Origin of the sequence: Streptomyces sp. NPDC000348, assembly GCF_042898795.1 — a bacterium.
Classification (GTDB): Bacteria; Actinomycetota; Actinomycetes; order Streptomycetales; family Streptomycetaceae; genus Streptomyces.
In genome coordinates, this window is sequence record NZ_JBIAZD010000004.1 from 72,472 (window position 1) to 99,034 (window position 26,563).

Genomic DNA, 26,563 nt, shown 5'->3' on the forward strand with positions numbered 1-26,563 from the left:
GACCGGAGGCGACGGACGCGTGCGGGAGGAACGGGTCGTAGATGGCGGGAACAGGCGGTCCGCTGTCCCGTAGCGGTCTGCGCGGCCGGGAGAGCGAGCTCGAAGAGCTCGAGGCGCTGATCGCCGCCGTGGCCGGCACCGGGAGCGGCGGACTGGCCCTCATCCAGGGCGAACCGGGCATCGGCAAGACCACGCTGCTCGCCGAAGTGGTCTCCAAGGCCGTGGCAGCGGGATTCTCGGCCGGCGTCGGCAAGGCGGACGAGCTGCATCACATCGTGCCGCTCTCGTCGTTGGCGGCCTCCGTTCTGCACGGCGACCAACCCCTGCTGTCCGGCGACGCCTTCGCCGATCTGACCCGCAACCACGATCAGCGGATCTGGCTGGTGGAGCGCCTGGCAGAGGCGATCGAGACCAGAGCCGGCAGCGTGCCGGTACTGATCGGCCTGGACGACGTGCAGTGGGCCGACCCACTGAGCCGGTTCGCCCTGCAACAGCTTCCGGCACGCCTTCGAAGCTCCCCCGTGCTGTGGCTGCTGGCCGGGCGACGGGAACCCGCGGGCCCGGCGGAGGAGATCGTCGCGGCCGCGACCGGCCGGCTCCCGGCCGTCACCGTGTCCCTAGGACCCCTGTCCGGCGCGGCCATCGCTCAACTGGCCGGTGACACCATCGGGGCAGCTGTCGGCGAACGTGTACGGGACCTGCTCGAAGGAGCGGGCGGGAACCCGTTCCTGGCCGTCGAGATGCTCGCGGGGCTGCGGACCGACGAGGCCTCGGACGCCCTCGTCCCGCCGGGGCTCGTGGTGGGCGTGCGCGGCAGGCTCAGGTCCCTGCAGCCCGGCACACTGCGCTTCCTGCAGATGGGAGCGGTACTGGGACGCCGGTTCGGCTTCCACGCCGCCGCCGCGCTCTGCGGTCAGCCGGCCGCCGCGCTGGTCCCGGCGCTCGAAGAAGCCGTGCGCGCCGGACTCCTGGACGACGACGGTGATCACCTGGTCTTCCGGCACGACCTGCTGCGCCAGGCGGTCTACGCCGACATCCCGCCGTCGGCCCGGAAGGCGCTGCACCGGGAGGCCGCCCGCGGCCTCGTCGCCGCGGGGCACCAGCCGATCGACGCGGTGCCGCACATCCTCAGGGGCGCCCTGCCCGGGGACGAGGAGGCCGTGGCCCTGCTGCAGCGGGCGGCCGACGCCGTGCTGCCGGTCACCCCGGGTCTCGCGGCCGACCTGACGACGCGCGCACTGGAGCTCGTGCCGTCCACACGGCCGCTGCGGTTCACCGTGGGTGAGCAGGCGATCCTCTGCCTGACGCGGGCGGGCAGGAACCGGGAGGCCCTGGCGACGGGTGACCGGCTCCTGGCCGAGCGGCCGCCGCTGGAGGCGTTCGGCCGGCTGCAGGCCGCCCTCGGCGGAACGCTGTGGAACCTGGATCTCGCCGACGAGCTGCGCCGCCGGGCCGAAGCCGCCCTGGCCATGGAGGGCGCCGCGCCGGAGATCGGGGCGAGGCTGGCCGGCCTGCGTGCCCTGGCCATGTCCCGCGAGCACGACCTGGTCGCGGCGCGCGAGGCCGGCGAGACCGCACTGCGTGCCGCGGGCGCCGCCGGCGACCGGGAGGCACACGTCCTGGCGCTGTCCGGGCTCGGCGAGATCGCGCAGAACGCGGGGGAGAACGCACTCGCGCTGGAACGATTCGCCGCACTGAGCGCCATCGACTCCGCCTTCCTCCCCGAGGAGATCGTCGCGCACCTGCACATGGACGACTTCGAGTCCGGCGAACGCCTGCTCCTGCGGGCGACGGACGCCGGGGCGACGCGCCAGGCCATGCTGCTGTGGGCCCAGGGCCAGCACGACCTTGGACGCGGCAGACTCGACGACGCCGACGCCGACTTCGAGACCATGGAGCGGCTGGAGGACGAGGTGCAGGTGTGCGTCCAGCAGGTGAACGGCCGCGTGATCCGCTCCCGGCTCGCCCTGCTGCGCGGCGATCCGGCGGCGGCGCGGGAGCATCTGGCCGCGGCGCGGGAACGGCTGGCGGCCAAACCGAACCGGGGCAACACCGCCGCGGTGCGCTTCCTGGAAGCGGTCCACGCGGAGGCCGACGGGGACGTCGGCCGTGCCGTCGACAAGATCCGGCAAGTGCAGCGGCAGGGCCCCTTCATGCGCTGGCGGCTCCTGCGCGACTGGGTCGACTGCGCGATACGCACGGCCCTGCGCGGCGCGGACCACGAACTCGCCGGGGACCTGGCCGCACAGGCCGCCGCCCACGCCGAACGCAACCCCGCCGTGCCGACCGCCACGGGCATCGCGGCGCAGGCCCTCGGGCTGGTGAAGAACGATCCGGACCTGCTGGAGCACTCCGTCCGACTGCTCGACGCGAGTCCCCGTCCCCTGGTCCGGGCCGCCGCGCACGCGGACCTCGGACAGGCGCTCCTGGCCGCGGGCCGCAGACGCCGGGCGGTGGACGCGCTGACCCGGGCCCGTGACGCGTTCGCCGAGTCGGGCGCCCACGCCATGGCGGCACAGGTGCAGAGGCCTTTCGAGGACGCGGGGGCGAGCGGCCGCGGCACGGCGACCGGGCAACGCCCCGTGCGGGGCTGGGGCGCGCTCACGCCCTCGGAGGAGAAGATCGCGCGCCTCGTCGCCCAGGGGCACACCAACCGGTCGGCCGCGGACCTGCTCGTGGTCTCCCCCCACACCGTCAACACCCACCTGACGTCCGTCTTCCGCAAGCTGTCGGTCAACTCCCGGGTGCAGCTCGCCAACCTGGTCATGGCCCTGCCCGACGACTGAGGGGACGGGTTGGTACGTTCACGCGATGCCCTGCCGCACCCGGACCCGCTTGTCTGGGACCTCTCCTCACCCGGTCGGAGGTCACCGGCATGCACGGATCCAGTCCCGTACCGCCGACCGTCGTGCTGGTGCACGGCGCGTTCACCGACGCCTCGTCGTGGGCGGGGGTCACCGGCCTCCTCCAGACCGCCGGGATGACCGTGCGCGCCCCGGCGAACCCGCTGCGGGGGCTGGCGCAGGACGCCGCGTACCTCGGGAGCACGGTGCGTGCCCTCGACGTACCCGTCGTGCTGGTCGGTCACGACTACGGCGGTTCGGTCATCACACAGGCCGCCGCCGACGCCGACAACGTCGTGGCCCTGTGCTACGTCGCGGCGTTCGGTCCCGACGCGGGGGAGTCCGTCCTGGACATCATGAACCGCTTCGCCCCCACTCCGGTGGCCGACGCGACCTTCACCGCCGCCGTCCCCACGCGGATCCACGACGACCCGGCCGACGAGCTGTACATCCGCGGGGAACGATTCCCGCAGGTGTACGCCGCCGATCTGCCACGCGGTCTCGCGGAGGTGCTCTCGGTGGCGCAACGCCCGATCGCCTGCGCCGCCCTGACCGACAGGTCGGGCGCGCCGGTGTGGGCCTCGAAACCGTCCTGGTACGCCGTCGCGACCGCCGACCGGATACTCCACCCCGCTGCTCAGCGCTTCATGGCGCAACGCATGGCGGCCACCGAGCACGTGCTGGACGGTTCCCACGCCGTCGTGCTGTCGCGGCCCGACGGCGTGGCGGCGATGATCCGCGAAGCGGCCGGGCAGGGACGGTGACCGTGGCGGCGACGACCGCGCGCGACCGGGCCTTCGGGCAGGCGGGCATCGCTCCGGACACCCCGCGGGGTGCTCTGCCCGGGTGCTTAGAATGCGCTCGGACAGAAGGCGCAGTCGAAGCCGCTCCCACGGCCTCCCGGGCCCGTCGATCCGCGGCACCGGACTCCGCCACGGACAGTCACCCGACAAGGCGCCAGCATGTTTCCAGCAGCCCGACGACCGGGGCGGCGCATCGCCGCCCGCCTGACCGGAACCATGGCGCTGATACTGGCCGTCACCGGCTGTGCCGGGGGGACCGGCGCCGGGTCCGGCACGGACAAGGCCGACTCCATCACCGTGCTCGACTACTACACCGACGAGTCCGAGCACGCCCAGTGGGGGGAGATGCTCACCGCGTGCGGCAGGACCGCCGGCGTCAGGATCGAGCACACGAGCGTCCCGCCGGCGTCGCTCGTCCCCAGGGTCCTGCGGCAGGCGTCCTCGCGGACCCTTCCCGATCTGCTGATGCTGGACAACCCCGACCTCCAGCGGATCGCGCAGACCGGCGCACTGACCCCGCTGGACCGGTACGGCATCGACACCGGCGGCTTCGCCGAGGGCATCCTGTCCGCGGGCACGTACCGGGGAGAGGTCTACGGGCTGGCCCCCTACGTGAGCACGGTCGCCCTCTTCTACAACAAGGACATGCTCGCCGAGGCCGGCGTCGCGGTACCCCGGACCTGGGACGAACTGAAGGACGCCGCGGCCGAGTTGACCGGTCCGGGGCGTTACGGCATGGCGGTCGACGCGAGCGCCACCTTCGAGAGCAGCTGGCAGTTCCTGCCCTTCCTGTGGTCCAACGGAGGACACGAGAAGAAGCTGGACACCCCGCAGGCCGCTCAGGCGCTCCGGCTGTGGGTCGATCTGGTGGAGAGCGGATCCATGTCGAAGTCGGTGCTGAACTGGACCCAGGCCGACGTCCACGACCAGTTCGCCGCCGGGAGGACGGCCATGATGATCAACGGCCCCTGGCGGATCCCGGCCCTGAACGAGGACGGGAACCTGCGCTGGGGAGTGGCCCCCGTGCCCGTTCCCCGTGCGGGACGGACCCCGATCACGCCCCTCGGCGGCGAGGTGTGGACGGTCCCGCGGACTTCTTCCGAGGCCCGGCAGGAGAAGGCCGCCCGGGTCCTCGCCTGTCTGAACGACTCCCCGAACATGCTCACCCTGGCCGAACAGCACTTCACCGTGCCCTCCCGCGCCACGGTGGCCGCCCGGTACGCCGAGCGGAACCCGTCCATGACGGTCTTCACCAGGAGCGTGGAAACGGCGCGCGTCCGTACCGGCGAACTCGGCGTCAGGTGGCCCAAGGCGGCGACCGGGATCTACACCGCCATCCAGTCGGCGCTGGCGGGGGAGCGGACTCCGGAGGAAGCCCTCGGGGACGCGCAGCGGATCGCGACCGGCGACTGAACCGTCCCCCGGGAGGACGACGCTCCGAGGGGCGGGCCCGCGAGACACCCCCCCGCCCACGTCGCGCCGATCTAGCGGATTCGCGCGATGTGCCGCCCCGGGGCCGGCTGGCACGGTGTTGCGGTAGGCACACACCAGTCGAGGGGCGGAGACCATGGCGCCGTATGTTCAGGAGGGAAGTGTCCCCGGCAGCTTCCACACCACCGACGGACTGCCCGTCCCGCACCGGCGGGCGTACTGGCGCGAAGCACTGTCCCGGACTTTCGGCGCCGTGAACATGACCGTCCCCGACGAGGTGTACTCCGGGGCGATCCACGCGATACCGCTCGGCCGGCTCCAGGCCGTCACGGTCGACGGCGACTGCCTGTCCGCCCTGCGCACGCGCCGGCTCGCCGGCCAGGACGACCAGGACGAGTACGTCGTCGTCAAGTTGCTGGAAAGAGGAGTGGCCCGCCTGGAACAGGACGGCCGTGAAGCCCTTCTCGGCCCTGGGGACATCTTCGTCTACGACATGGCGCGCCCCCTCCGACTGGATCTCCCCCAGTCCTTCCGGACCAAGTCGCTCGTCCTGCCGAGAGACGTACTGGGCCTGGGGGAGGCCGACCTGGCACGCGTCACGGTCTGCCCGCTCGGCCCCGACACCTCCCTCGGCGGTCTGCTCTCGCCCTTTCTGGCCGGGCTCGTGGAAGGCGCCGGGAACTACCAATCCCGCACCGGCGAGCTGATGGCCCGCAACGTCGTGGACCTGCTCGGTGTGCTGGCCGACGAGGTCCTCGGACGGTCGACCGCGGACACGCCCGGCGGGAACCGGGCACTGCTGCTGCGGATCCAGGCGTTCATCGACCGTCACCTGACGGACCCCGGTCTGACCCCGCAGGCGATCGCCCGGGCCCATCACATCTCCCTGCGCTACCTGCACAAACTGTTCGAGAGCGAGGACGCCACGGTCGGCCGGTGGATCCAGCGACGTCGTCTGGAGGAGTGCCGACGCGACCTGGAGGGCCACGCGAGCGCCACGATCGCCGCGGTCGCACACCGATGGGGTTTCACCAGTGCCGCCCATTTCAGCCGGGTGTTCCGGGCCGCCTACGGGATGTCCCCCCGTGAGTGGCGCGGCGCCCGGCGCCCGACGCGGCAGGCCCCGTCGTCCGCACGGCTCCTCGACGCCTGAGACCGACGAGCGCCTCCTTCCCTTCCGTGCCGTGATCCGCGCAGTCGTCGCCGCCCACGGAGCCGCGTCAGGACCGGGGCGCCGAGGTCCTGGACGGCCGCGTCGAGCGCGCGGCCGGGCCGACCACGGTCCGCAGGCCCACGGGGCGGAGTCCTGGACGCGTGCCCTTCGAGCAGCGGCGTGCCGCGCCGAGCCGGGCCCCGGTCGTGCCGGGGCGCGTCCGGCCCCAGGACCCTGACGTCTTCGGGTCAGGGGAGGAGGGGCCGGTGAGGACGCGGGCGAAACCGCTTCGGCCGCGACCACCGGCGCGGCTTCACCGGTGTCGCGCCCTCCCCGCAGGACGTTCCCGGTGCCACCCGGTGAGTGGCGCACGTCCAGGCAGTCCTCGCCGGCACGGCAGCGCGCGGGGCCACGCCGTAGGCGCCGCGGCGCCTACGGCGTGCCTCCGCTCACCGCCGACGGCCCGCCGGCGGACCGGTCCCCGGGGGCCCGTCCGCGTCATGCTCGCCGGCTGTGACGACGGGTCCGGACGTCGCGTCGAAGGCATGGGTCACCTCCGGTGCGACGCCTTCGGCGAGCAGTTCGCGGGCCTGCTCCTCGAAGCGGCGGTCGTCGGCCGTGAGCCGGCCGTGGTGCTGGGCCAGGTGCTCCGACCAGGAGGCGACCAGGTAGTTCTCGACGAACCGGCAGGGATCACCGCCGTCCTGGAAGAGACCCCAGGTCAGGGCTCCGGTGCGGCGCCGGGAACGGGCCACGTGCCGCATGCGGTCGGTGAAGGCGGGCCAGTCCCGCGGAGCGATCCGGTACGTGACGGAGACCAGGACCGGACCGTCGGCCGGTCCGGGTTCGAACACCAGGGGCGGAACGGGCCAATGGTCGGAAGGGCTCGGGTCGTCCCCGTCCGCGGCGCGCAGAGGCAGGCGACGCACACTCAGGGCACCGCCCACCAGCAGGCCGGCGCCGATCAGCAGTGAGGCGGTCAGTCCCGGCCCGTCGGCCAGCGCCCCCCACACCGGCGCGGTCAGCGCCTGCCCGCCCTGGAACACCATGAGATGGACGGCGAGTCCCCTGCCCCTGACCCAGCCGGGCAACCGCTGCTGGACAGCGGCGTTGAGGGTGGACAGCACGCCGATCCAGGCGAGGCCCGCGGGCAGCAGTGCGGCAGCCGCGAGCCAGGGAGGAGGAGCCGTGGCCAGCACCACCAGTGTCACGGCGAAGACCGTCGAGCCCGCGGCAAGGGTGCCGTTGACCCCCAGCCCGCGGCGGGCGGCGGGAAGGGCGAAGGCGCCGGCCACCGCGCCGACGCCGACGACGCCGAGCAGGACCCCGTACCCGCCCGGACCCAGTCCCAGGGAGCGGCTCGCGACCAGCGGAAGAAGCGACCACAGGGCGGCCGCGCCCGGGACGAACAGGGCCGTGCGCAGCAGTACCCGGCGGACTCCGGGCGCGTGCCGGACGTAGCGGCGGCCGGCCTGAACGGCTGCCAGGAATCCTTCGCCCCGGACGGCGGGCCGTGGGGTCACCGGCCGTCGCCACAGCAGCAGCACCGTCGCGATGCCCAGGTACGACAGGGCGTTGAACGCGAAGACCCAGCCCGCGCCCGCCGCGGCGACCACCACGCCCCCGAGGGCCGGGCCCACGGCACGGGCGAGGTTCATGTTCACCGCGCCCAGCGCCGCCGCCTGCCCCAGCTGCTCGCGCTCCACGAGTTCCGGCTGGATCGCCTGCCAGGCGGGCCCCATCAGCGCGGTGCCGCAGCCCAGCAGGAAGGTGAGGGCGAGCAGGAGACCGGGGGCGAGCGTGCCCCGGAACGCGAGCACCGTCAGCGCGGTCGAGACGGCGAGCAGGGAGAACTGGGCGGCCAGGAGCACCTTGCGACGGTCGTAGCGGTCGGCCAGCACACCGGAAGGAAGGGCGAGCAGGACGACCGGGAGGCTGGAGGCCGTCTGCACGAGCGTCACCAGGGAGGCGCCGTGCCCGAGGAGGAGCCACTGGGCGCCGACCGTCTGCATCCAGGTGCCGGTGTTGGACACCAGCTGCGCGATCCACAACGCGCGGAAGACGCGCGCCGCGAGCGGCGCCCAGGACGAGCCGTCCGCGAGCCTCATGACGGTGGCCCGGCCCAGGCGGGGGCGGAGGCCGACAGCCGGTGGGTCACCACCGACGTCACCACGAGAAGCAGCAGTGCCAGACCCAGGACGAGGAGGAGCTCGGTGTGCCCCAGGAGCAGGGCGCCCGCGAGGGCTCCGAGGAACATGGCGAGGACGGAGAGGACACGCCGGCCGGGGCGGGGAGCGGCCCCGCCGGCCGGCGAGGAGTCCGCGGCCAGCCCTGTCATGGTGAGCGTCAGGACGGTCGTGGTCAGGTCCGGGACCCCGAGGCGTCGCGCGACCGCGTTCTGCATCCCCATGGCGATGCCCAGGAGCACGACGAGGGTGTACCGGACCGGGCCGGACACCTCGCCGTGCGCGATCGCGACCACGACGACGGTGCCGGCGACGAGCACGGCCTGGACGGCCGTCGTCGCGGTCAGGAGCCGGCCGCGGTGTGCCGCGAACCGGGTGCCGAACCGCCCTCCCGCCAGTGCTCCGGTGAGGAACGAGACCATCGAGACGATGGAGGCGGGTGCGGACAGCCCCGGCGCGCCCGCCAGGGCGAAGCCCAGGAAGACCACGTTGCCGGTCATGTTGGCGACGAAGACCCGGCCGAGCGCCAGGTAGCTCACGGCGTCGATGAGACCGGTCACCACCGTCAGCACCAGCATCAGCGGCGGCAGGGGGCCGTGCGGGTCGCCCTTCGGCGGGACGAGTGTGCGCGCGGCGTCAGTCAGCAGCCCGCGCATGCCGTGTCCTTCCGTCCGTCGTGTCACCCGCGGCCGGCGCGTGCCGCAGCGCCGAGCGGGTGATCAGGCCACTGCCCGGGCCGATGACGACGGCCGCGAGGGAGGCCCAGAGCGGCCAGGGGAGCAGCCCGAGGAGGTGGTCGAGCGACCAGCGGCCCGGGCCGGTGAGAGCGAGGGCCGCGGCGACGGCGACGAGGACCAGCGGGTACTCGTAGCCGTCGTTCTGCACCCAGAGCCCCTTGTGCCGTTTGACGGTGCCTGCCACCGTCATCACCCCCGCGGCGGCCATCGCCGCCACGGGAGTGAGGAGGCCGGCCGCCAGGAACAGACCGGCACCGATCTGGCTGCCGCCCGCGGCGAGGGCGGTGAGCCTCCCGCCGCGGAAGCCGTCACGGCGGAACTCCTCGGTTCCCCCGGCCAGTCCGCTGCCCCCCAGCCGGAAACTGACCTTCTGCACTCCGTGGCCGGCGAGGAGGAGTCCCACCACCAGCCGGAGCACCAACAGTCCGTCGTCCATTGCCATGTGCCTGTTCCTGACGTCCGTCGTCAACCGTGGGGAGCGGGTCAGCCGGCGGCGTGCTCGCCGATGACGGCCTGCGCGTAGACGACCCCGAGACCGTAGGTGCCGCCGTTCTCCTTCACGACGTCCATGACGGACGGGTACGTGCCGGTGCGCGCCCAGTCGCGCTGGAGCTCGAGGAGCACCTGCACCCAGGTCACCGGCGCCACGCCGGCCTGGACCATCCGCTGGACGGCGTGCTCGTGGGCCTGCGGGCTGACGCCGCCGCACGCGTCGGTGACGACGTAGACCTCGTAGCCCTGGGCGAGCGCGGACAGCGCGGGCAGGACGACGCAGACCTCGGTCCACAGGCCGGCGATGACGAGCTTCTTCCGGCCGGTCGCCTTGACCGCCTCGACGAAGGCGACGTCCTCCCAGGCGTTCATCGTGGTGCGGTCGATGATCTTCTGGTCGGGCAGGACGTCCGCCAGCTGTGGCATGAGCGGGCCGGAGAAGGACTCGGCGGCCACGGTGCTCAGGACGACGGGTACGTCGAAGACCTTGGCGGCCTTCGCCAGACCGACCGTCGCGTTGATGATCGCGGTGCGGTCGCCGCTGCCCGTGCCGAAGAACATCTGCGGCTGGTGATCGATGAACAGCACCGCGCAGTTGTCGGGGGTCAGCAGGTCGAGGCTGGGAGCGGCGGTGACCTCGGCGATGTCGACCATGGGTATGCCTTTCGGTGAGAAGGTGCGACGGTCACGGACGGTCGTCCGCGATCCGGGAGGGAAGGTCCGGGGCCGGGTCCGGAGGCGGTACGCCCGGCTCAGAGGGAGAAGCACGGATCGAGGACCGGGCTGTCGTGCTCGGGAAGGAGGCCGCGGCGGGCGCGCCACCGGCGGTGCTGCTCCGACTCCGCGACGGCTTCGCCGAGGAGTTCGGCCTGGCGGACTCCCGGCCCGCCCGGCACCGGGCTCGCCTGATAGCCGCCGAAGCGGGCCACCGGGCTCCATCCGGGCGTCACCGGGGGCAGCTGCTCGTCGATGCCCTCGTACTCGCCGGCGGCGTAGACGATGCGGCCGCCGACGACCGTCAACAGGGCTTCGATGTGCGCGATCTCCGGGTCGGGGACCGAGAAGTAGTCCTCCGACAGCACGGTGAGATCACCGAGGAGACCGGGCCGCAGCACACCCTTGAGGTCCTGCTCGCCGGTGAGCGCGGCACCGGCCGTGGTGAACATCGCCAGCGCCGTCTCCCGGTCGACGCGGTTGTGCGGCGGGCGGACGGCCAGGTCGCCGACCGTGCGGCCGGTGACCAGCCAGTGCAGCGCGACCCACGGGTTGTACGACGAGACCCGGGTGGCGTCGGTGCCGGCGCCGACGGTCAGGCCCCGGTCCAGCATCGCGCGGATCGGCGGGGCGTCCGCGGCGGCGCCGGCACCGTAGCGGCGGACGAACGCCTCGCCCTGGAAGGACAGCCGGTTCTGCACCGACAGGGCTCCGCCGAGGGCGGCGATACGGTCCAGACTGTCGGCCGACACGGTCTCCGCGTGGTCGAACAGCCAGCGGTTGCCGCCCGGGAAGAGGCCCTCCGCGGCGAGCTTCTCGAACACGGCCAGGTCGCGGCGGATGGTCTCGTCGTAGGTGGCGTGCAGGCGGAACCCCCAGCCGTTCTCCATGAGGAGGCGCACGGCCTTCTCGAACTCCACCTCGTAGCCGGGGGCGTGCTCGGGACGGGGCTGGGCGAAGTTCTCGAAGTCCGCCGCCGCCCAGGTGAGGTTCTCGCCGGCGCCGTTGAGACGCAGCCATTCGTCGCCGTCCCCGGGCCGGACCGTGCCGATCCACCGGGTGAGGTCGTCGATCTCCTGCCCCGCGGTCTGCGGGAACAGGTGGTAGGCGATGCGCAGGGACAGCTCGCCCTCCCTGGCCAGCTCCGTCACCGTCCCGTAGTTGTCGGGGAAGTTCTGGAACCCGCCCGCCGCGTCGATCGCCGAGGTGAGACCGAACCTGTTCAGCTCCCGCAGGAAGTGGCGGGTGGACGTCTTGCGGTGCTCCTCGTCCAGCACCGGCGCCTTGGCCAGCGTCGAGTAGAGGATCAGCGCGCTGGGAGCCGCCAGCAGCATGCCCGTGGGCTCGCCGTCGCGGCCCCGCATGATCTGCCCGCCCCGGGGATCGGGGGTGTCCTTGCCGTAACCCACCGCCTTGAGGGCCGCGCGGTTGAGGACCGCGGACTGGTAGAGGTGCAGGACGAAGACCGGGGTGTCCGGTGCGGCGGCGTTCAGCTCGGCGACGGTGGGCAGCCGGCGTTCGGCGAACTGCTCGGCCGACCAGCCGCCGACCACCCGCACCCACTGCCCCCTGGGCGTGCGGGCCGCCTGCTCGCGCAGCATGGCCAGGCCCTGACGCAGCGAGCGGACACCGTCCCAGCGCAGTTCCAGCACGTAGTTGAGACCGCCGCGGATCACGTGCAGGTGGGCGTCGTTGAGGCCCGGGATCATCCTGCGGCCGAGCGCGTCGACCACGCGCGTGGCGGGACCCACCTGGCCGGCCACGTCCTTGTCGTCACCGACGGCGGTGACGACACCGTCGCGGACGGCTATCGCCTCCGCCCGGGGACGGCGCGGGTCACCGGTGTGGATCTTGGCATTGCGGACGACGAGGTCCGCCGCGTCGTCGGTGGCGCGGGGAGTCAGCCCGCCGACCGGCATCGTGGACACCTTTCGACAACCTCCTGAGGGTGTGCAGCGTGGGATCTCCGGCAAGGCCGCGCGCTCGACTCCGGACGGGACATCGGCGAGGTGCACGAGGAACGCGTGCCGCGGTCGCTTCGTCAGTGACGCTACGTCGGGCCGTCCCGGTCCGGTTTCTGGTCAGCGCACTGGAGTTTGTCCGGCAGCGCACTGCGGGTGTCACCGTGCGCGGCGGGGTCGGAGCCGGTGCACAGGTGCGCAAGGGCCTCTGCTCGCCCCGGCGTTCACCGAGAGGGCCTCGGGCGCGACGTGGCGGACCGCGCCTTCCCGGACGCTCGTGGCCGGCGCGGACGAGACGACCGGCCCGGAGACGGAGCGCTTCGGTGCGAAGCGGGCCGGGGCGACGGACGTCGGGACCGACGGCGCTTCCCGCGCCGTCGCCGTTCCCCGGGCGGGGGAAACCGCGGAACCATCCGTGACGCGGCGCGCGCCACCCCTTGGTGCCGGGGTCGACGGCAGCACACGCGAAGGCCGCGCGTACGTCCCCTCCGGGGCCCGCCGCGCGGCCTTCGTATGTGCTCGTCTCACTCCGGCCGGCGCACGGTGACCACGGCGACCAGACCGCTCAGGAGTACGCCGGCGACGAGCGCGGGCGCCGGGGACCACGAGGCCAGCAGGACGCCGGCGGCGGCGACGGCGAACGGCACGCACTCGGCCGTCCGTCGCTGGTGCGGCCGGAGGTGTACCGCCCACACGGCGGTCAGGAAGACGGCGGCCGGGACGGTGACCGCCATGGCGGCACCCGCGGACGACGTGCCGGTACGGTGCGTGAGATGGTCGGCGTAGGCGGCCAGCCCCGCTCCCTCCGCAGTGGCCGAGGCGAAGATCAGGTAGTGACCGTACGCCCAGGTGAAACGTCTGTGGTGAGCCCGGTGCGTCGTGGAGAGCAGCGTGTGCGCCGGCTTGGTGAAGTACAGCCACCACATCGCGAAGGCCGTCAGCAGGCCGCCGCCGGCCAGCGCGTACAGCGCGACGGTGCCGTGATGCCGGTCGAACGCTCCCCGGACGGCGACCGTGGCGGCCGCCACGGACTCCCCGAGGACGATGAGGGTGAACAGCCCGTAGCGCTCGGCGATGTGGTGCGGATGCCACGGGGTCATTCCGGCGGACTGCGCCCACACCGGGACCAGAACCTCTGCCACGATCATCACGGCGATGCCCGGGAGCCGTAGCTGTTCCGGGAGGAACAGAAGCCCGATCCATCCGAGTTGGCAGGACGTCACCCCGGCGGCGAAGCGGAGCGTCGTCCTGCGCCGGCCGGGGTCGGCGAATCCGGCCCGGAGCCACAGCGCCGCCAGAGCCGTGCGCAGCACCACGTACCCGAGCGTGATGACGAGCAGGTCCCCGTGCTCGAAGGCACGGCCGACGCCGGCGGCGAGGACGAGGGATCCCGTGATCTGCGCCAGGACCGTGAGCCGGTAGGGGGTGTCGTCGGGGTCGTAGGCGGAGGCGAACCAGGTGAAGTTCATCCAGGCCCACCACACGGTGAAGAAGACCAGCGCGAAACGCAGGATGCCCGAGGCGTGATGACCGTGCGTCAGTGCCTCGTGCAGACCCTCCGAGGCCTGTGCCACGGCGACGACGAAGCAGAGGTCGAGGAAGAGCTCGAGCGGCGTGGCGGACCGGTGCGCCTCCCAGGGGTCACGGCCCGCCATGGCCTGCCGCCGGCGTACGGCGGGGACCGTGTTCCCCGCGAGGTGTCCGCCGCCCGGCCCCGGACCGGGGACCACCACATCCGCTCGCTCGTCCATACTCATCGCCGTTCCACGTCCGGTCCGTCCGCCAGGTGCGGTCGGTCGCCGAAGGTAGGACGAACCGGGGAACGGCGGGAGTCCACCGGTGCACGGATGCTTGCACGAGAGCGAACGTCCGCCGGGAGCCGGACACCACCTCGTCGGCCGAGGAGAGCGCGGCACGCGGCGGCTGGTCGTGCAGGCGCAGGTCGGCGGTGGACAGGACGACCGCACAGGTCATGTCGTCGCTCCGGGGCGCTGAAGGGGGTCTCGTCGGCCGGCGCCCCACCGCACGCACGGCCGTCCGCACCGCAACGCCGGTGCGGACGGCCGCGCCGCCGACGACCGCCGGACGGCGGACCACCCCCTCCGGCCGCCGGCGCCGCTCGGCGTTCACACGTCCCGGTCCGGCGAACACACGAGGGAAGCCGGTGTCCTGGGCATCGGCGTCCTCCCGGAGACGGGCCGCGAGGTCGTCTCCCGGTCGAGGAAATCGGGGCGGATCGTCGCGCAGCCCTCGTGCGGGCGGCGCGCAGGAAGGGGCCTTCGTCATATCCGGTACCGCAGCCCCCTCCTGGACGGCCGCCTCACGGAGACGGGTTTGACGGTCACCTTCCGACGACCGGCTAGTGACATCACTAGTTCACGCTCGACAGCGCCTCGCGGTCGGCCCGTCGGCCGCTCGCCTCACCGCCGGCCCATGGAAAGAACCGCGCCATGTCAGGTGGGCTCCGGGGCGGCCCGGCATCGTTCGGCCGAGGTCGGAAAAGGTTGAACCTGCCCACACCGGACAAGTCTGCGCCGATTTCGCGCCACATTATCGGAAGGGATGAGGAGGGTGAGCCGGTGTGCCGGTGGTCCTGCGTACAAGGAACTGCCCCACTCGCCCTCGCCGAAAGGGAACCGGAGCGTTGAAAGTTTCAATGATGTTTGAGATGATCGCTTGCAGTCCGTAAACCCCATGGGGCCAGCAAGCAAGACCCAGAGGCTAACGGGTCGGTAACTTACCGACCGGTTCGCCCTCTGCCCAGTCAGTGAAAACCGATAATTTTTTGCCCGGTCCTTCTCATGTCTTTGGGGAGGCGATCCGGCTATACGGTGAGGCTCTGCCGTGACATGAAGGAAAGTGTCGCAGCGGATATCCGCTGAGGTGATCGCTGTCTGTCGCAACAGAAAGAAGCGGAATGCTGAAGAGAACGCGCCCCTGCGCAGAAGCAGCTCCTGCGGAGATATCCGCCACACGAGGATCGGTCGTGACCGCCTTCGGCTCCGGTACGCGAGGGAGATAGAGCACCCGCAGGCCGGCGCCGCACGATCACTTCTTCTGCGTCATGGAGGCGTTTCACCTTGGGATTACCACGCGAGACCCGGACGACCTGGCACGACCTGGAGTTACGGGTCCGGGCCGAGGATCCCGGGGTCCTCGACTACGTCAGCAGCCAGCACCGTCTCGCCCGCGAGGAGCCGGACCGGGCCGCCACACGGATCGACATCGAAGCCGTGAGCTCCCCGTCGCGACTCGCGGAGCTGACCGCGAGACCGGCGACCGAGCGTCGTGAGTCCTACGCCGGCTGGTGGTACGGCTGCCACCGGAACGAGGACGGAGCGTTCGTCCTCGTCTCGCAGGAGGGGCACGAGTTCCCGCACGCCCTGATCACCACCGACTTCCTCACCTGGGAGATCGTCACCGCGCACGAGCACGAGCTGGGACTCGTCGTCACCCGCACCATGCGGGAACTGGTGCGCGAGCACTTCGTCGACCGCGGCGCGCTCATGCTGCACGGCGCGGCGGCCGTCCTGCCCGACGGCACCGGGGTGGTCCTCGCCGGCCCCTCCGGCGCCGGCAAGACCTCGGCCTCCGTCCAGCTCGCCCGCGCGGGCGGCCACTGCGTCGCCACCGACCGGTGCCTGCTGCTGGCCGACGGCCCGGAATGGGCCGTGGTCGGTCTGCCGCTGTCCACCCGCCTCACCCGGGAAGCGGCGGCCGGTCTCGGTATCGAGCCCGGCGAGAAGGACAGACTGATCAGACACGGTGAGGCGGCCGCCCGCAGACCGGACCCCAAGGGCAAGATCTCGCTCAGCAACGGGGAGATGCGGCGTCTGGCCGGTGTCGAGTTCCTGGCCTCCACGCGGATCGACGCGCTGGTGCTGCTCGAGAACACCGGCGCACCCCGGCCCCTGTCCGGCCCGGTCGCCGAGGGGGAGGCCGTGGCCGCCCTGGCCGAGCACATCCTCGTACCCGACACGGCGTACCGCGGCCGGTGGCTGTCCGCGGACGCGAGCCCCGAACCGGCCGGTGACGTCAAGGGCCGGCTCGGCGAACTGGCCGCCGCCGTGCCCGCCCGGCACGGCACGTGGACGCCGGCCACCTACAAGAGCGACGTTCTGGCGGCCTGGCTCGTCCCGCGCGCCGGTGCCGAGAAGACAGGAGACCCCTCGTGACAACCACCCCGCAGATTCGTTACAGCGCCCGGGCCCTGCTGCTGGACGAGGACGACAGACTCCTGCTGTTCTCCAGCGTGGACGACGCCAACGGCGAGACCTTCTGGTACCCGGTGGGCGGTGGCATCAAGGAGGGGGAGTCGCCCGAGGAAGCCCTGCGCCGGGAGGTCGAGGAGGAGACCGGACGCACGGAGTTCGAGATCGGCCCCCAGATCTGGTACCGGGAGGCCGTCGCCTCCTGGGGCGGCAACACCTACGACTGCCGCGAGCGGTTCTACCTCTGCCGCGTCTCCCACTTCTCCGTCGACACCAGCGGCTTCAGCCAGGGGGAGATCGACACGGTCTCCGGTCACCGGTGGTGGACGCTGGACGAGCTGGACGCCGCCACGGACCGGCTGGTGCCCGCCGATCTGGCACCCCGGCTGCGCGCCGTGCTCACCGACGGCGCCCCCGCCGAGCCCGATGTCGTCGGCAGCTGAGCACGGAATCCGGAGGGACCAGCACGTGAAGGGACTGCGAGGACGGCCCGCCCTGGTGACCGGCGGCGCCCAGGGGATCGGCAGGGCGGTCGCCGAGCGCCTCGTCGAGGAGGGCGCCCGCGTCATGATCATGGACACGAACGAAGAGTTCGGGAAGTCCGCGGTCGCGGAGCTGACACGGCGCCCGGGCGGTGAGCACGTCGGCTTCGTGCACGGCGACATCTCCGACGAGAGCGACGTGGTGGCCGCGGTGGAGGCGACACGGACCGCGTTCGGCGGTGTCGAACTCCTCGTGAACTGCGCCGCCGCGTTCATCACGCGCGGGATCGAGGCCACCGTGGAGGAGTGGCGGCGCGTCACGGACGTCAACATCATGGGCCACGCCCTGATGGTCAAACACAGCGCGCCCCTGATGGAGGCCGCCGGCGGCGGCAGCGTCGTCAACGTCTCCTCGATCTCCGCGCACATCGCGCAGCCCCGGTCCGTCACCTACAGCGCCACCAAGGCCGCCATCATCGGCATGACCCGGTGCATGGCCACCGACCTGGCCGGGGCGGGGATCCGGGTGAACGCGGTGAGCCCGGGAACGGTCTGGAGCGACAACCTCGCGCGCCGCTACAAGGAGAAGTACGGGGTGTCGCGGGAGGAGGCGGACGCCCGTCCGGACATCGGCGGCCGGCACATGCTGCACCGCACCGCCGACCCGGAGGAGATCGCCTCCGCCGTCGCCTTCCTGCTCTCCTCGGAGGCCGGTTTCATCACCGGTGAGAACCTCATGGTCGACGCCGGGCTCACCGTGACGTGACGCCGTCGTGCCGTGCGAGGGCCTCCACGGCACGACGGAAATCGTGAGGCGGGGCTGCTTTGTTCGGAAAGGAGCTGCCGCCCCGCTCTCTTCCCCGGCGCCGTTCACCCGGCGCCGATGATCTCGCGGACCCGTACCCGCCGTAAACCCCTCCTGTTTTTGCCCGAGGGTTTGCGGGGCGGCCTGTGGTGCCCATTTTCGGCTCCCTTTCTCTGCGCTTTTCGGGGGCGTGCGTGAGGTGCCCGAATTCGGCGCGATGCGCGATGAAGCGCGTGTGGAAATATCGCCGTCATGCGTGTCGGAGAGATGCCCTCACGTTCCTTTGGATTCTCTTGGTGGATAAATGGAGTCCACTGATATACGTTTTTCGCAACCGGGCGAACATTGCTGGACCAGATCCACTGTTCGCGCCGATCCTCGGCCGCGTGAGACGCCTCGACGCCGCGTGAGACGCCTCAGTACGCCGAGTAGTCCCTGACGATCGTCAGGTATACGTCCGGAGGAATACATTGAGTAACAACGCGATCAGGGTCGCGCTCGCCGGCGTCGGCTCCTGCGCCTCCAGTTTCGTGCAGTCCGTGGTCCTTGACCGGGAGCGGCCCGGCCCCTCCAACGGCGTGATGCACGAGTACATCGGCGGTCACCGTCTCGGCGACGTGGAGTTCGTCGCGGCCTTCGACGTCGACGTCCTGAAGGTGGGCCAGGACCTCTCGGAGGCCGTGTACGCGGGACGCACCGCCGCCGTCCGCCACGTGGACGTGCCGCACCTGGGCGTCACCGTCCAGGCCGGCCCGCTGCTCGACGGCCTCGACGGCGCGCTCGGCGACGCCGTCGACGCCCATTCCGCCACCGCCGTCGCGACCCCGGAGTCGCTGGCCGCCGCCCTGGCCGCCGCACGACCCGACGTCGTGGTCTGCCTGCTGCCCACCGGCTCGACCGAGGCCGTCCAGACGTACGCCAGGGCCGCCGCCGAGGCGGGCGCGGGCTTCGTCAACGCCACCCCCGAGCCCGTCGCCAACGACCCCGCGCTGGTGGCCCTGTTCACCGAGCACGGCGCCCCCCTCCTCGGCGACGACCTGCGCAGCCACCTCGGCGCCACCACCCTGCACACCGCCCTGATCGAGCTCTTCCAGAGCCGCGGTGTCGAGGTCAAGGACAACTACCAGCTCAACGTCGGCGGCAACACCGACTTCCTGAACCTCTCCGACCCGGCCAGGTCCCGCTCGAAGCAGGTCTCCAAGCGCAAGGCCCTCGCCAACGCCGGCATCGACTCCCGCGAGGTCGCCGCGGGCCCCAACGGCTTCGTCAAGCACCTCGGCGACCGCAAGGTGTGCTTCCTGCGCATCGAGGGCGAAAGCATCATCGGCGCCCCCGTGCACATGGAGGTACGCCTGGAGGTCGAGGACAGCCCCAATGCCGCCGCGGTGCTGGCCAACGCCGTCCGCACCGCGCACAGCGCCTCCCGCCAGGGCATGGTCGGCGTCATCGACCCCGTCTGCGCCTTCCTGTTCAAGAGCCCGAAGACGGGGGCCAAGGAGTCCGAGGCACTGCACGACTTCCAGGCCTTCGTGCGCAAGGCCGGCGAGCACCACGCGCTGCAGGCGGTCGACGGGAATGCCTGACCCCGCCTCCTGGCTGCCCGATCACGACCCCGCCGTGGCCCGCGTCCTCGACCGGAGCTACGGCCTCGGTAGCCACCGGGCGTGGTCACTGAACCGGGAGAGCGTCAACACCGTCTGGCGCGTGACCACTTCGCAGGGGGAGTACGCGCTCAAGCGGCTCGGGCGGGACGTCGCCCCGCAGTGGCTGGCCTTCGAGCACGCCGCCCTGCCCCGGCTGACCGCCGCCGGCATCCCGGTCGCGGTTCCCGTGCCGACAGCGGAGGGAGGCAGCTCGGCCGCCCACGACGGCTCCGTCTGGCAACTGCGGCCCTGGCGGGAGGGCCGGCCCTTCGACGTGGACCGGCCGGGCGACATCGAACAGGCCGGTGCCTTCCTGGCGGCACTGCACCGCGTCCCGGTCGACGGGCTGCCCGCGGACGGCCAGAGCTCCACCCGCAACCTGGAGTTCTGGCTCACCACCGAGCGGCCCCCGCACGCGGCGCTGGACGAGGTCGACGAGATAGCCGCCCCGTACGTGAGCGCCGCCGTGCGCGCCCACGCCCGGCGCGCCTACGCGGCGGTGCTGCGCCGGGCCCGCACCGAACTCGCCGGGTACGGAGACCTCCCCGAGGTCCTCACCCACGGCGAGGTCGCGGGCTCCAACCTGCTGTACTCCGACAGCGGGGAGCTGGCCTGCGTCCTCGACTGGGACGCGCTGCAGCTGCGCTCCCGCGTCTACGACGTGGCACGGGCGCTGCTGTTCCTGCCCCGCAAGGCCCGCGGCGGCTTCCAGGTCCTGCCGGACCGGGCCCGGGCGGTCCTCGCCGCCGCGACGGCGCGCGAGCCGCTCACACCGGACGAACTCGGCTCCCTCGTCCCGGTGCTGGAGCTGAACTTCGTCCCGTCGCCCGACTACCTCCGGCAGGTTGCGCGGCGCGCCCCGGGCATCCTGGAGTGGTACCTCGGCTGGCGGGCCGAGGGCGCCGGCGCGGTCCGCGGCATCCTCTCCGACGTCATCGCCACAGCTCCGCAGGGAACTCCGCGGTGACGAGGTACGTGTGCCGCACCCCGGGGCACGCGGTGGCGCTGGACGTGAGCCGCGACTCGGCCGTGTACGTCCGGGAACTGCTCGGCCCCTACGTCCGGGTCGCCACCGAGCCCGGCGGTCCCGACGACGCCCGCTGGCGGATCGGGACCGCGGACCGGAAGCGGCCGGCGGGGGAGGAGGTGGTCATCACCAGCGCCACCGAACCCCCCACCCGGCTCTGGTACGACGGAACGGCCCGCGAGGTGCTGTTCGACCCGGCGATGCCGCGCTCCTTCCTGCGGCACAACCTGGTCCGGTTCACCCGCATCCTGCTGCGGCTGATGCACGCGGAGGAACCGGAGGTCTTCCTGCACGCCGGGCTGGTCGCCCGGGACGACGGGCGCGGCGCGCTCGTGCTGGGGGCGAAGCGAGCGGGGAAGACCTCCACCGTCCTGTCCGCCCTGCGTCACGGGCTCCGCTTCGTCGGCAACGACGACGTCTCCGTCCGTGCGGACGCCGGCGGCTGGACCGGACGGGGCTGGCCCCGCCGGGTCTCCGTGCGCGGGGACACCTTCGCCGCCGTCGGACTGCCCGGCGACACCGATCGCCTGCTCCACCCGGCGGAACTGCGCGACCTCGCGGGCGGCCCTCCGCTGCTGGCCGAGGCGCCGGTCGGGGTCCTGGTTTTCCCCCGGTTCCACCCCGAACCCGGTGTCGTGCCCCTCGGACCGGAGGAGACCCTGGCCCGGCTCACGGCCAACGAACTGCCCACCGTGGTCAAGCACGCCGACTTCCTGCTGCCGTTCTTCGACCCCGTTCCGCCGGCGGTCCGGCAGGACCTCCTCGCCCGCCTGGCGGCGCAGGTCCCCGGCGTCGAACTCCGGCAGGACTTCTCCGCCCTGCACGACGGAACCGCCGCGCTGACCCGGCTCCTGGACGGAGACGTCCCCGTACCGCCCCCGGCAAGGGAAGGAGGGCGGAGAACGTGAGCACGACCGGTAGCCGGGTGTGGGTGGTCGGCCCCTCGGGCGCGGGCAAGAGCACCGTCGCCCGCGCCCTCGCCGAGGCCCGGGGCCTGCCCCACTACGAGCTGGACGCCATGTTCTGGGCGTCGGGCTGGCAGCGGCGTCCCGAGGACGAGTTCCTCGCCGACGTCGCCGCCCTGGACCGCACCGACGGCTGGATCGCGGACGGGCAGTACGGCGCGGCCCACCCGGTCCTCGAGGAACTAGCCGACACCGTCGTCTGGGTCGACCCGCCCCGCGGGACCACCACGGCCCGGCTGCTGCGTCGCACCGTACGACGGCTGCGCACGCGGGAGGAGCTGTGGAACGGCAACCGCGAACGTCCCGGCAGCGCCTTGCAGCTCGTGCTCTGGGCCCACCGGGAGTTCCCCGTGGTCCGGCGCACCAACACCGAACTGTTCGCCCGCATGCAGGCCCGCTCCGTGTCCTGCCTGCGGTTGCGGACCCCGAACGACATCCGAGAACTACTCAGTAAGGAACGGGCATGACACGACTCGCGCTCCTCGGCGGAGAGCCCCTGCTGACCCCGGCCGAGCGGCCCAAGTGGCCGAACATCACCGAGGAGGACATCGGAGCGGTCACCGCGTTGCTGCGACGCGGTGAGATCACCTACAACGGCAGCGAGGGCGAGGTCCAGGCCCTGGAGAACGGCTACCGGGAGCGCCTCGGCGCCGCCCACGCCCTCGCCGTCAACTCGGGCACGTCCGCCCTGCACTCGGCCTTCTTCGGCCTGGATCTGCGTCCCGGCGACGAGGTCATCGCCCCGGCCTACACCTTCCTCGCCACCGCCATGCCGGTCTTCACCTGCAACGGCGTCCCCGTCCTCGCCGACGTGGATCCCGACACCGGAATCCTCGACCCCGACGGGCTCGCCGCCCACCTCACGCCGCGCACGAGGGCCGTCGTGGTCACCCACCTGATGGGCTTCCCCGCCGACATGGAGCGCATCACCGCCTTCGCCCGCGAACACGGCCTCGCGGTCGTCGAGGACTGCTCCCAGGCGCACGGCGCGGAGTGCTCGGGCCGGCCGGTCGGCCGCCACGGTGATGTCGCCGCCTTCAGCCTCCAGGCCAAGAAGCAGGTCACGGCGGGCGAGGGGGGCGTTCTCGTCACCGACGACCGCAGGATCTACGAGCGCGCGGTGATGCTCGGTCACTGCATCGACCGCGGCGAGGAGGACGTCACCAGCGACGAGTACGGCGCCTACGGCCGGACCGGCTTCGGCCTCAACTACCGCATCCACCCGGTCGGCGCGGCCCTCGCCCGGGGCGCCCTCGCCCGGCTCGACACCGTGCTGACAGGACGCGAGCGGAACTACGGCCGGCTCGGCGCCCTCCTGGACGACATCCCCGGCATCACCCCGCCGGTGCGCCAGCGGCACGTCGACCGCGTCGCCCACTACGTCAGCTACCAGCCCCTCTACGTCGCCGAGGAGCTCGGCGGCCTGCCCGTCGACGTCTTCACGGCCGCCGTCAGGGCCGAGGGCGTCCCGCTCACCCGGCCCACCTCGCCTCCGCTGCACCGCGAGGCCGCCTTCCGCAGCCCGTCCTGGCACCCCGGCACGTACCACCCCGGGGACAACACCTACCGCGTGTACCGGGGCGACGAGTTCCCGGGCGTCGACGCCTACATCGCCCGCGCGCTGCGGCTGCCCACGTACTCCGACGAGCGCCCCGACCTGATGGACGCCTGGGCCGAAGGCATCCGCAAGGTCGTCACCCACGCCGAGGAACTGCGCGACCGGCACGCCGCCGGCGCCCTCGCCGCGTAGCGGCTCCCCCTCTCGGAGCCCGCGTCGGCCCGGTACGCCCCGTCGCGTACCGGGCCGGCACCGCACCACCGTTCCGCCCCGACATGGAGGTCATCCCTTTGTCCGTCGATAACAGCTCCCGCTCCATGCTCGCGCGCGGTCTCGGCGTCCTCCGCGCCTTTCGGTCCGGCGAGCCGGAACTCCCGCTCTCCGAGATCGCCCGCCGGGCCGACATGCCCAAGGCGACGGCCCACCGCATCATCACCGAGCTCGTCAAGGAGGGCATGCTGGAGCGCGGGGAGAAGGGACTCAGGCTCGGCATGGGCCTGTTCATGCTGGGGGCCCGGGTGCCCCGCCAGCTCATGCTCCGCGACATCGCCTTCCCGCACGCGGAACAACTGCACCGGCTCACCCACGGCAGCGCGTTCGTCTTCATCGCCGACCCCACCGGTGCGGACGCCGTCCTGGTGGACGCCGTACGGCGCGCCCACGAACCCGGCCGCGGACTGGGCACGGAGGAGACCCGGGCCTCCGACCGGGCCGCGACGAGGGTGTTCCGTGCCTTCGGCGCCGAGGACGACACCGTGGCCGGCCGGGGCGCGCGCGTCCGGGAGGTCGAGTCGGCCCGCGTGCGGCATCAGGGCTTCGCGGCCGTCCGCGGCGTGCCCGGCGTGGTCGGCGTCGCCGCCCCGGTGCTGACGGCATCCGGCGCGGTCGCCGGGGCACTGGCCGTCGCGGGGCCGCAGGCCGGGTTCCACGTGGGTCTGGCGTCCGCGCACCTCAAGGCCGCGTGCGCCGCCGTCTCCCGCGCCCTGCAGCGCAATCCCGAACTGCTGACCGCCTCCTGACGGCGTACGGCACCCGCCGTCCTTCCCGGCTACGGCTTCCCGGCCACGAACAGCGTGGGCAGCAGTCTGCCCGCGAGGTACTCCTCCCGGGCCGCGGTCAGGGTGTCCCGGATGAGGTCCGCCGAGGCTCCCCCGTAGATGTTCGCGACGCTCCCGCGGAAGATGCGCACCACCTTCAGCCGGTCGGCGAGCAGTGCCACGGCCCAGTCGGTCAGGTCCTTGCGCTCCACGTCGCCGAAACCGGCCCGGGCCAGCTGGTCCGTCCGGTCGGTCAGCGACGTGGTGAAGAAGACGCCGCGCGGATGGATCGCGCGGAACGCCTCCGAGGGCTCCTCGCCGTCCGGCGTGAGGCTCACCTCCTCGGTGAGCACCAGCAGCCCGCCGGGCCGCAGCAGCCGCGCAGCTTCGCGCAGTACGGCGCCCGGGTCGGGGAAGTGCGGCATCGAGCCCGTGACCAGCACCAGGTCGAGCGAGGCGGCGGGGAGGGGCACGGCAGTGGCCGAGGCGCACAGCTCCGTCATCGTGGTGCGGCCCTGTGCGCGGCTGATCCGGGCGCTGACCTCGCAGTGCTCGGCGACGAGGTCGACACCGTAGGAGCGCCGCACCTCGACGCCCGCGGCGGCGAGCTTGTCCACGGTGTAGCGCAGCGCGCCGCCGAAACCGCTGCCCAGCTCGCACAGGTCCACCGCACGGCCGGAGCCCAGGCGGGCGACGACGGCGCCGACCACGGCGTCGCAGCCCTGTGGGCCGAAGTGACCCATCTGGTCCAGGCCCAGGAGCCCGTCGGGCCCCTGCTCGCCGGTGAACTCCACGATGGCCCGTTCGGTGTTCTCCCAGTCGTGCAGCGCGGGGAACAGGTCGCGGTGGTAGCGGTACTGGACGCCGGTCTGGTCGGGCGCCGCCTGTGTCTCCTGCGTGCTCCGTGTCTCTCGTGTGTCCCGGGTTCCGGCCGGGGCGCCGGGTTCCGTGCTCATCTCGTCCTCCTTGCGTTGCTGCCGGGGCCCGGCCCGGACGGTCGTGGAGCGGGGCGTCGGACGGTCAGGGCCGGGCCGCGGCGGCCGGCGTCCGGAACTCGTCGGGCACCGCCGAGTAGACGGCGTCCAGCAGGGCGAGTGCCTCCTCGGCGTCCTCGTCCGTGGCGACCAGCGGCGGCAGCAGCCGCAGCACCTCCGGCCGGCCCAGACAGGGCGAGACGACCAGGCCCCGGCGGCCGAGCTCCATCAGGACCTCGCCGGCGGCGGCCTGCGTCGCGAACTCGACGCCCCACAGGAGGCCCTGTCCGCGGACCGCGGTGACCAGACCGGCGTGGCGCTCCGCCAGCCGGGTCAGGCCGGAGCCGAGGACCTCCGCCAGGCGTGCGCCGCGCGGGGCGAGTTCCTCCACCACACGCAGCGCCGCCACACCGGCCGCGGCACCGAGCGGGTGCCCGGAGAACGTGGTCGTGTGCGCGAAGGGGTCCGCGGCGAGCGGCGCGTACAGCTCCGGCGTCGCCACCACGGCGGACACCGGCTGCACCCCGCCCCCCAGTGCCTTGCCGAGCAGTACGGCGTCCGGCTCGAGACCGAGGTCGGTGCTGACCAGGCGAGGGCCGCAGCGGCGCAGCCCGGTCTGCACCTCGTCGGCGATGACGAACGCACCGTGGGCGCGGGCCGCGTCGGCCAGGGCCTTCAGGAACGCGGGGTCCAGGGGCCGTACGCCGCCCTCGCCCTGCACGGGCTCGAACAGGACGGCGGCGACCTCCTCGCCCTCGAAGGCGCCGGGTACCGCGGAGACGTCCGCGGGAATGTGGGTCACCCCGCCGAGGAGCGGCTCCAGGGACTCGCGGTAGCGGGCGTTCCAGGTCGCGGCCAGCGCGCCCATGGACTTGCCGTGGTAGGCGCCCTCGACCGCGATCACCCGCCGGCGGCCGGTGGCCCGGCGGGCCAGTTTCAGCGCCGCCTCCACCGCGTCGCCGCCGTTCAGCCCCAGCCACACCTTCGTCAGGCGGCCCGGGTCGGCCCAGCCGGCCAGCGCCCCGGCGAGCGCCGCGGTGGCCCGGTTGCCCAGGACCCGGCTGGACACCGGCATCGCGTCCAGCTCGTCACGCACCGCCGCCACCACGGCCGGGTGGCGCTGGCCCAGCAGCGTCACCGCGTAACTGCCGAAGTCGAGCGCGGTGCGGCCGTCGGAGAGGTGCATCCGCGCGCCCTCGCCCCGCGCCTCGACGGCGCCCGAGCCGTTCATGCCGTAGACGAGGGCCAGTTGCGGCGAAAGGTGCCGCCGGATGGCGGTGAGCGCCTCCCGGGCCGTCCTGTCACCGGTGTTCGCGGTCATGTGCGCAGCCGTCCTCTTCCGTGGTCCGGCGGATCGCGGACCGCACGACGCGGTGCCCCTCACGGGAGTGCCGCCGGTCGGCGGGGCGGACGGTCCGCAGCTGTCGGGACACGGTTCTAGCCCCCCGCGCGCGTCCTTGTGAAGCGGTGTTCCGGCTGCCGGAACACGCGTTGAACCCGGACGACGCCCTTGACAGGGTGATCATCCTCGCCGTCCGTAT

21 protein-coding genes are annotated in these 26,563 nt (G+C 72.8%); 13 read left to right on the plus strand and 8 right to left on the minus strand.

The window, feature by feature from the left end; genetic code table 11:
• Window positions 1–41: 41 nt before the first annotated feature.
• The 4 genes from ACFY3N_RS10010 (at window position 42) to ACFY3N_RS10025 (ending at window position 6,230) form a co-directional block, all read left to right on the plus strand.
• Window positions 42–2,786: an AAA family ATPase gene (locus ACFY3N_RS10010; RefSeq protein WP_390816127.1), complete on the plus strand. Its 2,745-nt coding sequence runs from the start codon at window positions 42–44 to the stop codon at window positions 2,784–2,786.
• A gap of 89 nt (window positions 2,787–2,875) precedes the next feature.
• Window positions 2,876–3,607 carry an alpha/beta fold hydrolase gene (locus tag ACFY3N_RS10015; RefSeq protein WP_390816128.1) on the plus strand — a complete coding sequence of 244 codons (732 nt, stop codon included), beginning with the start codon at window positions 2,876–2,878 and terminating at the stop codon, window positions 3,605–3,607.
• A 198-nt stretch (window positions 3,608–3,805) separates the two neighbouring features.
• Entirely contained in the window at window positions 3,806–5,059 is a 1,254-nt protein-coding gene (locus ACFY3N_RS10020) for an ABC transporter substrate-binding protein (protein WP_390816129.1), read from the plus strand.
• A 154-nt stretch (window positions 5,060–5,213) separates the two neighbouring features.
• The gene (locus ACFY3N_RS10025; protein ID WP_390816130.1) at window positions 5,214–6,230 is read left to right on the plus strand and encodes a helix-turn-helix domain-containing protein; all 1,017 of its coding nucleotides are present in this window, start codon (window positions 5,214–5,216) and stop codon (window positions 6,228–6,230) included.
• A gap of 449 nt (window positions 6,231–6,679) precedes the next feature.
• Here the strand turns inward: ACFY3N_RS10025 and ACFY3N_RS10030 are convergent, their stop codons facing one another.
• From ACFY3N_RS10030 to ACFY3N_RS10055, 6 genes are all read right to left on the minus strand, one after another.
• Window positions 6,680–8,338 carry an MFS transporter gene (locus ACFY3N_RS10030; RefSeq protein WP_390816131.1) on the minus strand — a complete coding sequence of 553 codons (1,659 nt, stop codon included), beginning with the start codon at window positions 8,336–8,338 and terminating at the stop codon, window positions 6,680–6,682.
• On the minus strand, window positions 8,335–9,072 hold the full coding sequence (locus tag ACFY3N_RS10035; protein ID WP_390816132.1) for a YoaK family protein: 738 nt from the start codon (window positions 9,070–9,072) through the stop codon (window positions 8,335–8,337). Before ACFY3N_RS10035 ends, ACFY3N_RS10030 begins: the two co-directional genes overlap by 4 nt.
• Window positions 9,053–9,589 carry a DoxX family protein gene (locus ACFY3N_RS10040; RefSeq protein ID WP_390816459.1) on the minus strand — a complete coding sequence of 179 codons (537 nt, stop codon included), beginning with the start codon at window positions 9,587–9,589 and terminating at the stop codon, window positions 9,053–9,055. The genes ACFY3N_RS10035 and ACFY3N_RS10040 overlap by 20 nt, the downstream gene beginning before the upstream one ends.
• 47 nt (window positions 9,590–9,636) lie before the next feature.
• Window positions 9,637–10,299, minus strand: a complete 663-nt coding sequence (locus ACFY3N_RS10045) for a hydrolase (protein ID WP_390816133.1) — start codon at window positions 10,297–10,299, stop codon at window positions 9,637–9,639.
• Window positions 10,300–10,397: 98 nt separating this feature from the next.
• A complete protein-coding gene (locus tag ACFY3N_RS10050; protein WP_390816460.1) occupies window positions 10,398–12,278 on the minus strand; it encodes an amidohydrolase in 1,881 nt (626 codons plus the stop codon).
• Window positions 12,279–12,844: 566 nt separating this feature from the next.
• Entirely contained in the window at window positions 12,845–14,077 is a 1,233-nt protein-coding gene (locus ACFY3N_RS10055) for a low temperature requirement protein A (protein WP_390816134.1), read from the minus strand.
• A 1,323-nt stretch (window positions 14,078–15,400) separates the two neighbouring features.
• On the opposite strand from ACFY3N_RS10055, the gene ACFY3N_RS10060 reads away from it, so the two are divergent.
• From ACFY3N_RS10060 to ACFY3N_RS10100, 9 genes are all read left to right on the plus strand, one after another.
• Window positions 15,401–16,495: a hypothetical protein gene (locus ACFY3N_RS10060; protein ID WP_390816135.1), complete on the plus strand. Its 1,095-nt coding sequence runs from the start codon at window positions 15,401–15,403 to the stop codon at window positions 16,493–16,495.
• Complete coding sequence (locus ACFY3N_RS10065; RefSeq protein WP_390816136.1) at window positions 16,492–16,974, plus strand: NUDIX hydrolase; 483 nt, start codon at window positions 16,492–16,494, stop codon at window positions 16,972–16,974. Before ACFY3N_RS10060 ends, ACFY3N_RS10065 begins: the two co-directional genes overlap by 4 nt.
• Window positions 16,975–16,999: 25 nt before the next feature.
• Window positions 17,000–17,779 (plus strand): SDR family NAD(P)-dependent oxidoreductase, encoded by a 780-nt coding sequence (locus tag ACFY3N_RS10070; RefSeq protein ID WP_386014707.1) that lies wholly within the window; start codon window positions 17,000–17,002, stop codon window positions 17,777–17,779.
• A 509-nt stretch (window positions 17,780–18,288) separates the two neighbouring features.
• Window positions 18,289–19,401, plus strand: a complete 1,113-nt coding sequence (locus ACFY3N_RS10075) for an inositol-3-phosphate synthase (protein WP_390816137.1) — start codon at window positions 18,289–18,291, stop codon at window positions 19,399–19,401.
• Window positions 19,394–20,428, plus strand: coding sequence for a phosphotransferase enzyme family protein (locus ACFY3N_RS10080; protein WP_390816138.1), 1,035 nt, complete (start codon window positions 19,394–19,396; stop codon window positions 20,426–20,428). Before ACFY3N_RS10075 ends, ACFY3N_RS10080 begins: the two co-directional genes overlap by 8 nt.
• Window positions 20,425–21,396, plus strand: coding sequence for a hypothetical protein (locus ACFY3N_RS10085; protein ID WP_390816139.1), 972 nt, complete (start codon window positions 20,425–20,427; stop codon window positions 21,394–21,396). Before ACFY3N_RS10080 ends, ACFY3N_RS10085 begins: the two co-directional genes overlap by 4 nt.
• The gene (locus ACFY3N_RS10090; RefSeq protein WP_390816140.1) at window positions 21,393–21,920 is read left to right on the plus strand and encodes an adenylate kinase; all 528 of its coding nucleotides are present in this window, start codon (window positions 21,393–21,395) and stop codon (window positions 21,918–21,920) included. The genes ACFY3N_RS10085 and ACFY3N_RS10090 overlap by 4 nt, the downstream gene beginning before the upstream one ends.
• Window positions 21,917–23,203, plus strand: coding sequence for a DegT/DnrJ/EryC1/StrS family aminotransferase (locus tag ACFY3N_RS10095; RefSeq protein ID WP_390816141.1), 1,287 nt, complete (start codon window positions 21,917–21,919; stop codon window positions 23,201–23,203). The genes ACFY3N_RS10090 and ACFY3N_RS10095 overlap by 4 nt, the downstream gene beginning before the upstream one ends.
• A 98-nt stretch (window positions 23,204–23,301) precedes the next feature.
• Complete coding sequence (locus ACFY3N_RS10100) at window positions 23,302–24,030, plus strand: helix-turn-helix domain-containing protein (RefSeq protein WP_390816142.1); 729 nt, start codon at window positions 23,302–23,304, stop codon at window positions 24,028–24,030.
• Between the two features lie 29 nt (window positions 24,031–24,059).
• Here ACFY3N_RS10100 and ACFY3N_RS10105 read toward each other — a convergent pair whose 3' ends face one another.
• Together ACFY3N_RS10105 and ACFY3N_RS10110 are read right to left on the minus strand one after the other, a co-directional pair.
• Window positions 24,060–25,004 carry a class I SAM-dependent methyltransferase gene (locus tag ACFY3N_RS10105; protein ID WP_390816143.1) on the minus strand — a complete coding sequence of 315 codons (945 nt, stop codon included), beginning with the start codon at window positions 25,002–25,004 and terminating at the stop codon, window positions 24,060–24,062.
• Between the two features lie 64 nt (window positions 25,005–25,068).
• Complete coding sequence (locus ACFY3N_RS10110; protein ID WP_390816144.1) at window positions 25,069–26,343, minus strand: aspartate aminotransferase family protein; 1,275 nt, start codon at window positions 26,341–26,343, stop codon at window positions 25,069–25,071.
• Between the last annotated feature and the right edge of the window lie 220 nt (window positions 26,344–26,563).